The organism is Oceanobacter sp. ABM4_470 (assembly GCF_056158645.1).
In genome coordinates this window covers 3,743,385-3,756,778 of the sequence record NZ_JBSWTR010000001.1, presented here as the reverse complement: position 1 = coordinate 3,756,778, position 13,394 = coordinate 3,743,385, and the positions used below count along the sequence as shown (strand labels likewise).

Here is a 13,394-nt window from a genome sequence, read left to right as displayed (position 1 = left end):
CAGCAGAGGACAGCGCATGACTCGCCCTTATCAGGTTAAACCCGAACCCGGCGGCCCTGCGCGTCAACTCTTACTTCACAGCGCCAAATGTCAGGCCCTGTACCAGTTGTTTTTGTGAGAACCAGCCGAACACGACGATCGGCGCAATAGCCAGTACCGATACCGCCGACAGCTTGGCCCAGAACAAGCCTTCAGGGCTTGAGTAGGACGCCACCAGAGTGGCCAGCGTACCGGCATCGGCAGAAGTCAGAACCAATGACCAGAAAGCCTCGTTCCAAGACAGCACCAGACACAACAGACCGGTCGAAGCCAGCCCCCCCATGCTCAGCGGCAGCAATACATGCATGAATTCCTGCCCTACAGAGGCACCGTCCATACGGGCGGCTTCGAGGATTTCATGAGGAATGTCCTTGAAGTAGCTGTACAGCATCCACACCATGATCGGCAGATTGCTGAGGGTGAAGATGATGATCAGCGCGAATTTGGTATCCAGCAGACCGCTGTACTGAGCCAGTACGTAAATTGGCATCAGCGCGCCCACCGCAGGCATCATCTTGGTCGACAGCATCCACATCAGTACGTCTTTGGTGTGTTTGGTCGGGTTGAACGCCATGGCGTAGGCCGCCGGGGTGGCAATCGCCAGACCCAGCACGGTCGACATCACACTGGTGACCACCGAGTTCCAGGCATAGTGCAGATAGTCACTGCGCTCCTGCACTTCGGTGTAGTTCTCTAACGTTGGTTCGAACACCCACAGCGATGGCACCGCAATGGCCTGCAGTTCGGTCTTGAACGACGTCACCACCAGAAACAGCAGCGGAAAGAACACCACAAAAGCGACCGCCCATGAGGCCAGCGTTCGGGTGATGTAGGCTGGAGTCCAGACAGATTTCTTGTTGCTCATGTTATTTCTCCAGATTCTTGCCGATCATGCGGATCAGGAAAATCGCCACAATGTTGGCCAGAATGATGGCGAACAGGGCACCCGCAGAAGCCACACCCACATCGAAGTTCAACAGCGCTTCGGTGAAGATCAGGAACGCGAAGTTGGTGCTTTCGGTACCCGGGCCACCGGCGGTAGTGGTGTAGATTTCAGCAAAAATACTCAGCAGGAAGATCACTTCGATCATGATCACCACCGAGATCGAACGGGCCAGGTGCGGCACGTACAGGTAACGGAATTGCTGGAAGAAATTGGCGCCGTCCATGCGGGCAGCTTCCAGCTGTTCGCGGTCCATCGACTGCAACGAGGTGATGAAAATCAGGCACGCGAACGGCATCCACTGCCAGCTCACCATGATGATCACAGAGAACAGTGGCATGTCGGTCAGCCAGTCGACCGGCTCGGCACCGAAGAACACCCAAACCTGCGCCAGAAAGCCGTAAATCGGGTTCATCATCATGTGCTTCCACAGCAGCGCATTCACGGTTGGCATCACGAAGAAGGGTGAAATCAACAGGATGCGCACCAGCCCACGGCCCGGGAACGGATCGTTAATCAGCAGCGCGATGGCCAGACCCATGCCTACGGTAATCACTACCGTGCTGCCCAGCAGCAGCAGGGTATTCCACACCGCATCACCAAACGCCGGATTGGTGATAAAGAATTCGTAGTTGGATAACCCGGCCCATCCTTCCTGGAAAGGATTCATCAGGTTGTAGTAAATCAGCGAGAAGTAGATGGTCATGCCCAGCGGCACCAGCATCCACAGCAACAGCGAAATAACCGCCGGAGACATTAGCAATCGTGACGTGGTCCGATTACCGCGAGCTTGTGATGACATAACGTCTGACACCCTTTCAAACGGCCAAGCGATACCCTTCCGTGTTGTTCTGGTGCAGAACCACAGAGAAGACTCTCTCAGCAGGGAACATGGAGGCTTTCTCCGCAGCAAACAGGGAGCCTCTCTGGTTATGGAATAGCTGGATTCCTGAATTGAAAAACCCGGCTTGATTCCGTTTCAGAGCCAATCCGGCTGCCCCCCTCAACCTGAAGAGAGCAAACCGGATCAGGCCAATCTGATATCCCGGCCAGCAACGGAGAGCTGGCGGGATCACACCGATTCGTTATGAATCAGTAATAACGTGCCTTGCGCATTTCACGATCAGCGGCACGCTGACCGGCTTTCAAGGCATCTTTCACACTGCGCTTGCCTGCCAGTGCAGCGCTGATCTGCTGGCCCACAGCAATACCAATCGCCTGGAACTCAGGAATAGCAGCGAACTGAACACCGGTGTAAGGCGCTTCGTTCAAGGTGCTGTCTTCTGGGTCGGCACTGTCCAGCGCAGCCAGTTCAGCCGGAGCAAAACGGGCAGCGGCCATGAAGTTATCGTTTTCGTAGGTAGAGAAACGGGTACCGGTTGGAACGCGCGCCCAGCCAGCTTCTTCACCCACCAGCTCAACGTATTCCTTTGAGGTGGCCCACTCAACAAAACGCATGGCTTCGTCGGAGTGCTTGGAAGACGCGGGTACTGCCAGCGACCATGCCCACAACCAGTTAGCGCCTTTCGGGGTTACCTTGGTTGGTGCCTGGGCGAAATCAACCTTGTCGGCGACTTTGGATTGGGAAGGATCGGATACGAAAGAAGCCGCAATGGTGGCGTCAATCCACATGCCGCACTTGCCTTCGTTGTACAGCGCCAGGATTTCATTGAAGCTGTTGGCGGAAGAACCCGGAGGACCGTACTTGCCCAGCAGATCGACGTAGAAGCTGATCGCTTCTTCCCATGGTTTGGAATCCACCTGAGGTTTCCAGTCCATATCGAACCACTGGCCACCGTAGGTGTTTACCAGCGTCGACAGAAACGCCATGTTGTCGCCCCAGCCTGGCTTACCACGCAGACAAATACCGTAAACGCCTTCATCCTTGTCGTGGATGGCGGCAGCCACCTTGGCGACATGATCCCAGGTTGGCTTGTTTGGCATGCTCAGACCGGCTTTCTCAACCAGATCCTTGCGGTACATCAGCATTGAGCTTTCGCCGTAGAAAGGTGCCGCGACCATTTTGCCGTTGGCAGACAGACCGCTACGAATCGCTGGAAGAATATCTTCCTGATCGTATTCAGCGCTGAACTCCAGCTCTTTCAGCCAGCCGCGTTCACCCCAGATCGGCGCTTCGTACATACCGATGGTCATGATGTCGAATTGACCACCCTTGGTCGCGATGTCGGTGGTTACGCGCTGACGCAGAACACCCTCTTCCAGGGTGACCCACTTGAGCTTGATGTCGGGATTGGCTTTTTCAAAATGCGGGGTGAGCTTTTGCATCTCGATCATGTGACCGTTGTTCACGGTAGCGATCACCAGTTCGGTGGCCGCCTGTACTGCGGAAGACATGGCGAGCACGGCACCGAGGACGGCCGCTCCAGGCTTGAATTGCATAACAGACTCCTGACGAGTTTTTTATTCTTATGAAGTCTAGAAGAGATCATCCCCTTCAGACACAGTCAGGCTAACATCTTTTATTTCGGGCGCTGGTACGCCTCCAGCAACATCTTATACTTTTATGCATCCATTTCTCATTTACCTCCATATACGCGCATGAAAGTGTTAGAACAGGAACGCAGCGTTCAAAGCGTGATCAACCCCGGTCAACAGCAACCGCGACGCAGCCTATACTGATTAAAACAACAACAAACGATAAACGGCCCGTATATCAACCAAATGACGGCTTTAGCTGGACCGCCTGACCGGCGGTCTTGCATTCACAGGCCGCTGCGGTGCCGCACAGCGCAGGAATTCTTATGTATCTGGGACTCGACCTCGGCACCTCTGGCCTGAAAGCTCTGATCATCGATGCACAGCAGCACATCATTGGCTCTGCCCACGCCGCCCTCAGCGCCCAACGGCCCCACCCCGGCTGGTCGGAACAGCATCCCGCCGACTGGATCAGCGCCTGTGAACAGGTGTTCGACCAACTGAAGCAAAGTCATCCTGAAGCACTGGCCCAACTGCGTGGTATTTCGCTGTCAGGGCAAATGCACGGTGCTACTTTGCTGGACAACTCAGGCACGCCGTTGCGGCCCTGTATTTTGTGGAACGACACCCGCAGCCATGTTGAAGCCGCCGAGCTGGATGCCATGGCAGGCGTGCGCGAGTTATCAGGCAATATCGTCTTCCCCGGCTTTACCGCGCCCAAGCTGATGTGGGTGGCCCGCCACGAGCCAGATATCTTCAGCAAGGTCAGCAAAGTACTACTGCCGAAGGATTATCTGCGTTACTGGCTCACCGGCGAGTATGTTTCGGACATGTCTGACGCCGCCGGTACCGCCTGGCTGGACGTTGCCAACCGTTGCTGGTCGGACACACTGCTGGACGCTTCCGGCATGTGCCGCGAACAGATGCCGGAACTGGTCGAAGGCTCGCAAGCCAGCGGCGAATTAAGGACAGAGCTGGCGCAACGCTGGGGCATCGGCAAGGCACAAGCCCAAAACGTGATTGTGGGTGGCGGTGCTGGCGACAACGCCGCTTCAGCCTGTGGTATGGGCGTGGTGAAACCCGGTGAAGCCTTTCTGTCGTTGGGCACCTCCGGCGTATTGTTTGCAGCCAACGAGTGCTTCAAACCCAACCCTGAAAGTGCTGTGCACGCCTTCTGCCATGCCATTCCCAACAGCTGGCACCAGATGGGCGTGATACTGTCTGCCGCCGACGCCTTGAACTGGTATGCAGGCATCGCCGGTAAAAGCGCCGCCGAGCTGGATACCCAGCTGCAAGCTGCCCAGGGAAATCGTCCGACCAGCCCAGCAGAGGTGACCTTCCTGCCGTATCTGGCCGGCGAACGCACCCCGCACAACGACGCCCGTATTCGCGGCAGCTTCCTTGGCCTCAGCCACAACAGCGATCAAAACCAGCTGACTCAAGCGGTGCTGGAAGGCGTTGCCTATGCCATGCGCGACAACCTTGAGGCCCTGCGTCAGGCGGGCACCGAACTACAGCGTATTAAAGTGGTGGGTGGCGGCTCACGTTCACGTTACTGGCTCAATGTGATTGCCAATGTGCTCAACCTGCCTGTGGATATCCCCGCCGATGGCGACTTCGGCGGCGCCTTTGGTGCCGCCCGACTGGCGCTTCTGGCCGCCGACGGCGGTGACCCGTTTGAGGTATGTGCAGCACCCGCGGTACAACACACCATCGAGCCAAATCATTCACTGGCTGCCCGTTATGAAGACGGCTACCAGCGTTACCGCAGCGCCTACCCGTTGATCAAACAACTGTAAGGCAAATTGGCCTGAGGTCTGGCGTCTGGCGTCTGGCGTCTGGCGTCTGGCGTCTGGCGTCTGGCGTCTGGCGTCTGGCGTCTGGCGTCTGGCGTCTGGCGTCTGGCGTCTGGCGTCTGGCGTCTGGCGTCTGGCCAATAGTGTGGGAGAGAGCTTGCTCTCGATAAACCATCGGCAGCAAGCTGCCTCCCACAAAAACAATGATTTGCCCGACATCCGATACCCGACGTCTGAAGCCCGCCCCCACAGCAGGGGCATTAGACTAATGGATTATTTACTTCCACAACCTTTCTTTTCTGAAAAGCGCCATTACAATCCGCGGCGTCTTACAGCGCGTTGACGTCGCGCTTTCGCGTCGTCCGTCTTTCAACTTCCGTCATTTCTCTGCAAGGTAGTATTAATGAGCACAAAACTGGCCAACCCGGCGCCACTGGGCCTGTTGGGCTTCGGTATGACCACGGTTCTGCTGAACATCCATAACGCTGGTTTCTTCCCACTGGACTCCATGATTCTGGCGATGGGGATTTTCTACGGTGGCCTGGGCCAGATTCTGGTCGGCATGATGTGCTTCAAGCGTGGTGATACCTTCGGCACCACCGCATTCACCTCCTACGGCCTGTTCTGGCTGACGCTGGTCGGTCTGATTGTGATGCCAAAAATGGGACTGGCCGCCAGCCCGGCAGCTTTCATGGGTTGGTATCTGGCGCTGTGGGGGCTGTTCACCGGCTTTATGTTCATTGGCTCCTTGTGCTACCCGCTGGCCAAACAGGTGGTGTTTGGCTCGCTGACCATCCTGTTCGCGCTGCTGTCGATCCAACACTTCACCGGCAACGAACTGCTGGGCCGCATTGCCGGCTTCGAAGGCATCTTCTGTGGCCTGAGCGCCATCTACTTCGGCGTAGCCCAGGTGCTGAATGCCGAATACGGCCGTGAAATTCTGCCTATCGGCAGCAAAAAAGCCGCGCCAGCCGCATCGACCGCCGCCGTCGCTGCCTGATAAACACAGGCAACACCAAGCGTTTACAAAGCCAGCCTTGCGCTGGCTTTGTTGTTTTTGGGCGACGGATCGAGAGCAAGCTCTCTCCCACAACTCTCTCCCACAACTCTCTCCCACAACTCTCTCCCAGAACTCTCTCCCACAACTCTCTCCCAGAACTCTCTCCGGAACCACTGAGCTCCTTTCCACTCCCGCAGCCGACACTTTTCAGGCCAAGCCCTGCGCCTTGTAACATTTGAAACAATTGCAAGACTGAGCTGTGCTAAAACTGCTGTCACAATAACAGGGTGACACACACCCGACGTCAGCAGCCGAAGCTGCCCGCTGGTAACAGCGAGCCGACCACCCCAAAACACACGCTCAACCAAACGGCACACACAATGACCGAGACTCGACAACGGATTCTAATCGTCGATGACGAAGCCGATATGCGCGAACTGCTGGGCGATTTACTGGAAGACGTAGGTTATCTGGTGAGTCTTGCCGCCAATGGTCAGCAAATGCAGCAGGCGCTGGATCAACACGCCCATTCGCTGGTGATTCTGGATTTACGCCTGAAAGGCGAAGACGGCATGGACCTGGCCCGCCAGCTGCGCAGCCAGTCGGGCATTCCGATCATGATGTTGACCGGCAAGGGCGATGAAACCGACCGCATCATTGGCCTCGAACTGGCCGCCGACGACTTCCTGATGAAGCCATTCAACAACCGCGAGCTATTGGCGCGGGTGCGGGCGCTGCTGCGCCGCTCCACCGAGCTGAGCATTCCAGTGCAACGCCAGCAAGACAGCTATAGCCACCAGCGGCTGACCTTTGATGGCTGGGTACTCGACCTCACCAGCCGTGAGCTGACCCATCCGAATGGCAACCCGATTCCTTTGACGTACGCCGAATACGGCCTGCTGGAAACCCTGATCAAAGCACCTAATCGGGTCTTCAGCCGCGACCAGCTGCTGGAAGCCACCCGTGGCCTCAATGTCGATGTGTTCGACCGTACCATTGATGTTCTGACCCTGCGACTGCGCCGCAAAATCGAACCGAACCCGAAACAACCGCGTTACATTCGCACCGAACGCGGTGTTGGCTACAGCTTTTGTGCTGCGGTTACCCAGTGCTGACCAGCGTCCGTCGACTGCAAGCCGGCACCCGGTTGCTACTGGCCTTTTCCATTCTGGCCGCCAGCACATTGGGGCTGGCGCTGATGGGCTGGATTGGCCTCAACAACACCGCCACCTCGGTGACAGAGTTTGAACAGCAGTCGTTGCCGGAAATTTCCCGCTCGCTGGAGCTGGCCGAACGTACCGCCAACCTCGCCGCCGTGGCGCCCTACGTTGCCGGAGTTAACAGCCCCTTCATGCTGCAAGGCCTGAGCCTGACCTTGGAAGACAAGATCAACCACCTGTTGGCACTGGCCGAATCCTTGCCACAATTGGATGCCGCCACCCCCAACCTGCAACCGCTGCTACTGCGGCTGGAGCACACCGCCAAGCGGCTGATTGAAGTCACCCGCAGTCATCTGTTTGCCCGCGAAGACCTGCGCCAAACCACCTACAACCTGCATCAACTGGCCCGTGAACTGCGCCAACCGCCCCATTCCGAGCAAATCGCCGACCAGTGCCTGCAAATCACCGACTGGCTGTTAATGGCGGCCCGCTCTCCCGATGCCACCGAACTGGCACTGCTGCAACAGGATGTGAACAACAGCCTCAGCCGCCTCAACCAGCAGGCCTGGCCCGGCCACCCCGCCGAGCACTGGCTGACCGAGCTGCAAGGTTTCAGCAACAGTAACGAAGGGGTATTCCCGCTGCGTCAGCAACAGCTGCAAATGCAGGAAGAAAGCGCGTTTTTACTGGCCTCGACCCGCGCCATATCCGAACAGCTGTCCGACTCAGTGACCCACTTTGTCGACCAGACCCGCGCCAGCATTGCCCAACGCAGCCAGAAAGTATCGGTGGTGGTGGCTTCCGGCCAAACCGGCATTCTGATCATCAGCCTGCTGTGTCTGGCGGCCGTCGCTGCCGGTATCTGGGTGGTGCGGGAACTGGGTTTGGGCCTCAGCCAGATCACCCAGCGCATCAGTCGGCTGGCCAGTGGCGACAGCGCCAGCCAACTGCAAACCGACCAACAGCCGTTGCCCGCGGCACAGCGCCACGATGAAATTGGCGAGCTGGCGCGGGCGTTTCAGGTATTCCGCGATAACGCGCTGGCAATGCAGCGCATCAGTGATGACCTCAGCTCCCAGACCCGGCTGCTGGAAACCGTGTTTATCAACATGAACGACGGCCTCAGTGTGTTTGATGCCGACGGTAAATTAGTCGCCTGGAACCCCGGCTACCTGACCGTGCTGAAGCTGCCCAAGGCGGACATCCGCAAAGGCATGACACTGGCCCAAATTCACGATTTGCTGCCTGCCGAAGCCCGCGACAGCTGGTCGCAAATGGGGACACTGCTCGATAAGGATCAGATCAACGCCGCCCGCCAGAATACCTACCAACGCTTCGAGCGACATTTCTCGGATGGCCGTCAGGTCGAATTCCGCAGCAGCCCCATGCCCGGTGGCGGTTTTGTCACCCTCTACAGTGACCTGACCGAACGCAAAGCCATCGAAGCCCAGCTGCAACAAGCCCAGAAAATGGAAGTACTGGGGCAACTGACTGGCGGAGTCGCCCACGACTTCAACAACCTGCTGGCCGCTATGTTCGGCAATCTGCAATTGCTGGAAGACGGCCTGATTGAACAGGTCCGCAGTGCCGCCAACGGCGACGCCGCACTGGCCAGTGAAAAAGCCCTCAAACGCCTGCGCCGGGCGATGGCCACTGCCGAACGAGGCAATCAACTCACTCGCCGTTTGCTGGCGTTCTCACGCAAACAACAACTGAGCCCCAGCCCAACCCACGTCGACGCCCTGATTCTGGATATGGAAGACCTGTTCGAATACAGCCTGTCACCCAATATCCAGCTGCAATTGCGGTTGGATTGCGCCGACGCCGTGGTGCTGGTGGACGCCGCCCAACTGGAAAATGCCTTGTTAAACCTGGCCATCAATGCCAACGCCGCGATGCCCGATGGCGGCACCCTGACCCTGACTACCCGCTACCGAACGGCGCCAGGTTCCGATTCCCGCAAGCCGCAGCCAGCAGCAACACCAGAAGCACCGCCGTGGCTGGAAATCGTTATGAACGACACCGGCTGTGGCATTGAGCAGGCCCACCTTGAACGGGTGTTCGAGCCGTTTTTCACCACCAAGGACATTGGTGAAGGCAGCGGCCTTGGGCTCAGCATGGTGTACGGCTTCGTCAAACAATCGGCCGGGGATATCGAGATCCAAAGCCAGCCGGGAGCTGGCACCGAAGTGACCATTCAACTGCCGGTCAGTGAGCAAAGTCGCCGCCTGCCGCCGGTGGCATCCCTGCTGCCTGCTGACCAACGGCCACTGATCAGCCAGCCAGAAGGACACACCGGGCTGTCGCCCCAGCACCTGCCACTGCCCGAATCCGTATTGCTGGTTGAAGACGACCCGCAGGTTGCCAGCGCCACCCGGGAACAACTGGAAGCCCTTGGCTGCCAGTGTGTTGATTTGCCCAACGCCGAACAAGCGATCGAGTGGCTGCAACAACAAACACAGCCACCGGCCCTGCTACTGACTGACGTTAATCTGGGCGCAGGCATGAACGGCCTGCAACTGCGCCAACAGGTGATGCAACAATGGCCACAGCTGCCGGTGTTGCTGTCTTCCGGCCTCAACCAGCAGCAACTGGTCAGCCGCTATGCACTGGCAGAGAACGTTTTCCAGCAGCCCGACTCACCGGAGCTATTGTTGAACAAACCCTGGAACCGCCAGCAACTGGCCAGCGCCCTGCGTCGAAGCCTTGCCCAGCCTGCAGCCACTGAAAATGTGCCAATGGGAATCCGCCCATGAGATACCTGCCATGACGATACCAACCACGACGTCGATCCCCTGCGCCACACGCTCTCCTCGTGCCACGCTTCGTGCTGCTACCAACGCATTGCTGGGCCTTACGGGCTGGCTCACGGTGGCCAGCTGTCAGGCAGAACTGACCGTTGGGGTATCGGTGTCGGACCTTGGTAACCCCTACTTCGTCCAGATCGCCGAAGGGGCGGAAGCCGAAGCGCGCCAGCTGGCCGGGGATGACGTACGCTTTATTCTGAAATCCAGCGCTTACGACCTGCCCCGTCAGGTAAGACAAATGGAAGGCTTCATCGCCCGAAACGTCGACCTGATCCTGCTGATTGCCGCCAACTACAACGGCATCGAGCCGGCCATCCAACAGGCCCAGGCTGCCGGTATTCCGGTGCTGGCGGTCGATGTTAAAGCCCGCGGCGCCGACATTACCGTCACCACCAACAACCGTCAGGCGGGTGAAATTGCCTGTGGTTTTCTGGCAGCTGCACTGGGGCAAAAAGGCAATATTGTGATTGTGAACGGACCGCCGGTATCGTCGATTGAAGCCCGCGTCGATGGCTGCCTGAGCCAGTTAGAGCAATACCCGGGCATCACCGTGCTCGACAGCAACAACAACGCCGGTGCCAGTCGGCTGGGCGGACTTGAAGTGATGACCCACCTACTGGCCGAATTTCCCCACATTGACGGCGTATTCGCCATCAACGACCCCAGCGCAGTGGGCGCCGAACAAGCCGCTCAAATGGCCGGCCGACCGCTGCTGATCACCTCCATCGACGGCGCACCGCTGGCAATTGAACGCATGCGTCACGACGATTCCCTGATCATCGGCAGCGCCGCCCAACTGCCCGAACAAATGGCCCGCATGGCGATTCGGATGGGCTACGAATTACTGCAAGGCAAAACCCCGGAAACGGCCGAAGTACAGATTCCGTCTTATGTTATCCACAGGGGCAACTTGCCGGAGTGACGCTCCCCGCATCAGGCTTGCAGCTATCGACAACGAGCACAGCCTACGAACCCAGTGCGAATCAGGCGCGAACCAAGTGCAAAAAGCGGGCACAAAAAAACCGGTTCAGAAAACCTGAACCGGCATAAGAAAAGACCAGCGAGCTGGTCACCACAATGCATCCAAGGGAAGCTACTCAAGTACCTGAGCACCTAAACAACGAAGCCCCCGAGAAAAACAATCAGGGCTGGCAAGCACCAGCAGTCGAGCGTTGAAACAACCGAGCGTTAAAACAGTCCAGCGTAAAAAGAACGGACAGCGTTATTCAGCAAACGCTCCCGCCGGGTGTTCGTGAGGGTCCATCGCCCCCGTCATAATGGCCACCGCTTCGGCCATGGTGTGGGTATCCGGTTTCACCACCGCACAGCGTTTGCCAAGTCGGTGAATGTGAATACGGTCGGCCACTTCAAATACGTGCGGCATGTTGTGGCTGATCAGAATCACCGACAGACCACGGTCGCGTACGTCCTTGATCAGGTTCAGTACCTTGCGGGACTCTTTCACACCCAGAGCTGCGGTCGGCTCATCCATAATCACCACGTTACGGGCGAACGCCGCTGAACGGGCAACGGCCACGCCCTGACGCTGACCACCGGACAGGGTTTCTACCGCCTGATGAATATTCTGAATGGTCAGCAGGCCCAACTCGGACAGCTTTTCACGAGCGTGGTCGTGCATGGCTTTCTTGTCGAGCATGCGGAACACCTTGCCCAGAATGCCGGGCTTGAGACGTTCACGGCCCAGATACAGGTTGTCGGCGATATCCAGTGACGGTGCCACCGCGAGGTTCTGATACACAGTCTCGATGCCTGCCTTACGGGCATCCATCGGACTTTTGAATTTCATTTTCTTGCCATCCAGCAGCACCTCACCGGAGTCCGGTACCAGTGCGCCGGACAAGGCTTTGATCAGCGAGGATTTACCGGCACCGTTGTCGCCGATGACCGCGAGAATTTCGCCACGGCGCAGCTCGAAGTCGGCTCCGTCAATCGCCGTTACATGGCCGTAGCGTTTCACCAGGCCAGAGGCTTTCATTACCAGATCGTGTGTACTCATGTTCTGTCTCCTCAGGCCTTACGAATCCACTGATCCATGGCCACCGCCACGATGATCAGCAAACCAACGGTGAATTCCTGCCACAACACATCAACCCCTGCCAACGCCAGACCATTGCGGAACACGCCGACTACCAGCGCCCCCACCAGGGTGCCCCATATAGCCCCGCGACCACCAAACAGAGAGCAACCACCAATAACAACCGCAGTAATAGAATCGAGGTTGGCCATCATGCCCGCCTGTGGGCTAACGGAGCCGATACGGCCAATCAAGGCCCAGGCACCGATGGCACAGATCACACCCGCCACCACATACACCGACATCAGTACGCGCTCGGTACGAATACCAGCCAGCTTGGCTGCGGCCGGGTCATCACCGGTGGCGTACACATGGCGGCCCCATGGGGTCCAGTTCAGCGCATACCAGACCAGCGCAAACAGGCCGATCATCAACAACGAACCGTAGGTCAGCCTGGCACCCAGAATGTCGATGCTCTGGCCAGTCCAATGCAGCAATGGCGCGGCTTCGGCAATGGCTTTGTAGCGAATGGTTTCAGACTGCGAGTACCACAGGTTGAGGGCAAAAAAGATGTTCCAGGTACCCAGCGTCACAATGAAAGGTGGCAGTCGCAGTACGGTAACCAGAATGCCGTTGATCCAGCCGCAGAAGGCACCGGCGGCCATACCGGCCATAAAGGCAATCACTGGCGGGAAACCCAGCATGACGGCGGTTTTGCCCATGATCACCGAGGTCAGTACCATGATGGCACCCACCGACAGATCGATACCGGCGGTCAGAATAATCAGCGTTTGGGCGATGCCCAGAATGCCAATAATGGTCACCTGTTGCAGAATCAATGACAGGTTAAATGGCGACAGGAAACGTTCTCCAATCACCATGCTGAAGACCAACACGGCCATCAGCAGCACAATCGCAGGGGCCGCCACCGGGTTACTGTGGAAAAAGCGATGGGCACGTTCAACCAGCGACAGCTGCTCGGTAGCGAAGTTGGCAACCGCGCCACCGGCGCTGTCTGCCACGCGTTCGTGCTCTGCCATATTGTTGTTGGCAGTAGAAGCGTTACTCATGATGGACTCCAGCTGAGCCCGGCCATCCCGACCGGGCAAAGACTCTAAAAAACGAAAATCGGGTAATCAGAATCCGGCTGCGCTGTGCCAATTCCAGCGCAACCGAAC

Annotated in this window: 10 protein-coding genes; 5 read left to right on the top strand and 5 right to left on the bottom strand. The window is 57.8% G+C overall.

The features are described 5' to 3' along the window. Positions 1 to 70: 70 nt before the first annotated feature. The 3 genes from ACXADJ_RS16565 to ACXADJ_RS16555 all read right to left on the bottom strand — a co-directional run bounded on the left by ACXADJ_RS16565 (position 71) and on the right by ACXADJ_RS16555 (position 3,382). Positions 71 to 904, bottom strand: a complete 834-nt coding sequence (locus tag ACXADJ_RS16565) for a carbohydrate ABC transporter permease (protein ID WP_475067970.1) — start codon at positions 902 to 904, stop codon at positions 71 to 73. A gap of 1 nt (position 905) precedes the next feature. Continuing rightward, on the bottom strand, positions 906 to 1,784 hold the full coding sequence (locus ACXADJ_RS16560) for a carbohydrate ABC transporter permease (protein ID WP_475067968.1): 879 nt from the start codon (positions 1,782 to 1,784) through the stop codon (positions 906 to 908). 290 nt (positions 1,785 to 2,074) lie between these two features. Next, a complete protein-coding gene (locus ACXADJ_RS16555) occupies positions 2,075 to 3,382 on the bottom strand; it encodes an ABC transporter substrate-binding protein (protein ID WP_475067966.1) in 1,308 nt (435 codons plus the stop codon). A 362-nt stretch (positions 3,383 to 3,744) separates the two neighbouring features. Here ACXADJ_RS16555 and xylB point away from each other — a divergent pair, with 362 nt between their 5' ends. The 5 genes from xylB (at position 3,745) to ACXADJ_RS16530 (ending at position 11,103) form a co-directional block, all read left to right on the top strand. Then, positions 3,745 to 5,217, top strand: a complete 1,473-nt coding sequence (gene xylB / locus ACXADJ_RS16550; protein WP_475067964.1) for a xylulokinase — start codon at positions 3,745 to 3,747, stop codon at positions 5,215 to 5,217. Positions 5,218 to 5,617: 400 nt separating this feature from the next. After that, complete coding sequence (locus ACXADJ_RS16545; RefSeq protein WP_475067962.1) at positions 5,618 to 6,214, top strand: acetate uptake transporter; 597 nt, start codon at positions 5,618 to 5,620, stop codon at positions 6,212 to 6,214. A 380-nt stretch (positions 6,215 to 6,594) separates the two neighbouring features. Continuing rightward, positions 6,595 to 7,329 carry a response regulator gene (locus ACXADJ_RS16540; protein ID WP_028291965.1) on the top strand — a complete coding sequence of 245 codons (735 nt, stop codon included), beginning with the start codon at positions 6,595 to 6,597 and terminating at the stop codon, positions 7,327 to 7,329. Then, a complete protein-coding gene (locus tag ACXADJ_RS16535; RefSeq protein WP_475067960.1) occupies positions 7,323 to 10,130 on the top strand; it encodes a PAS-domain containing protein in 2,808 nt (935 codons plus the stop codon). Before ACXADJ_RS16540 ends, ACXADJ_RS16535 begins: the two co-directional genes overlap by 7 nt. Positions 10,131 to 10,140: 10 nt before the next feature. Further along, positions 10,141 to 11,103: a substrate-binding domain-containing protein gene (locus ACXADJ_RS16530; RefSeq protein WP_475067958.1), complete on the top strand. Its 963-nt coding sequence runs from the start codon at positions 10,141 to 10,143 to the stop codon at positions 11,101 to 11,103. A 300-nt stretch (positions 11,104 to 11,403) separates the two neighbouring features. On the opposite strand, the gene ACXADJ_RS16525 is transcribed toward ACXADJ_RS16530, so the two are convergent. Together ACXADJ_RS16525 and ACXADJ_RS16520 are read right to left on the bottom strand one after the other, a co-directional pair. After that, on the bottom strand, positions 11,404 to 12,198 hold the full coding sequence (locus ACXADJ_RS16525) for an ATP-binding cassette domain-containing protein (RefSeq protein WP_028291967.1): 795 nt from the start codon (positions 12,196 to 12,198) through the stop codon (positions 11,404 to 11,406). 11 nt (positions 12,199 to 12,209) lie between these two features. Beyond that, complete coding sequence (locus ACXADJ_RS16520) at positions 12,210 to 13,286, bottom strand: ABC transporter permease (protein ID WP_475067955.1); 1,077 nt, start codon at positions 13,284 to 13,286, stop codon at positions 12,210 to 12,212. Positions 13,287 to 13,394: the final 108 nt, after the last annotated feature.

What these genes read in the sequence shown, in the direction of transcription:
- ACXADJ_RS16565 (WP_475067970.1), bottom strand. Translation starts at nt 904, where the DNA reads ATGAGCAACAAGAAATCTGTCTGGACTCCAGCCTACATCACCCGAACG.
- ACXADJ_RS16560 (WP_475067968.1), bottom strand. Translation starts at nt 1,784, where the DNA reads ATGTCATCACAAGCTCGCGGTAATCGGACCACGTCACGATTGCTAATG.
- ACXADJ_RS16555 (WP_475067966.1), bottom strand. Translation starts at nt 3,382, where the DNA reads ATGCAATTCAAGCCTGGAGCGGCCGTCCTCGGTGCCGTGCTCGCCATG.
- xylB (WP_475067964.1), top strand. Translation starts at nt 3,745, where the DNA reads ATGTATCTGGGACTCGACCTCGGCACCTCTGGCCTGAAAGCTCTGATC.
- ACXADJ_RS16545 (WP_475067962.1), top strand. Translation starts at nt 5,618, where the DNA reads ATGAGCACAAAACTGGCCAACCCGGCGCCACTGGGCCTGTTGGGCTTC.
- ACXADJ_RS16540 (WP_028291965.1), top strand. Translation starts at nt 6,595, where the DNA reads ATGACCGAGACTCGACAACGGATTCTAATCGTCGATGACGAAGCCGAT.
- ACXADJ_RS16530 (WP_475067958.1), top strand. Translation starts at nt 10,141, where the DNA reads ATGACGATACCAACCACGACGTCGATCCCCTGCGCCACACGCTCTCCT.
- ACXADJ_RS16525 (WP_028291967.1), bottom strand. Translation starts at nt 12,198, where the DNA reads ATGAGTACACACGATCTGGTAATGAAAGCCTCTGGCCTGGTGAAACGC.
- ACXADJ_RS16520 (WP_475067955.1), bottom strand. Translation starts at nt 13,286, where the DNA reads ATGAGTAACGCTTCTACTGCCAACAACAATATGGCAGAGCACGAACGC.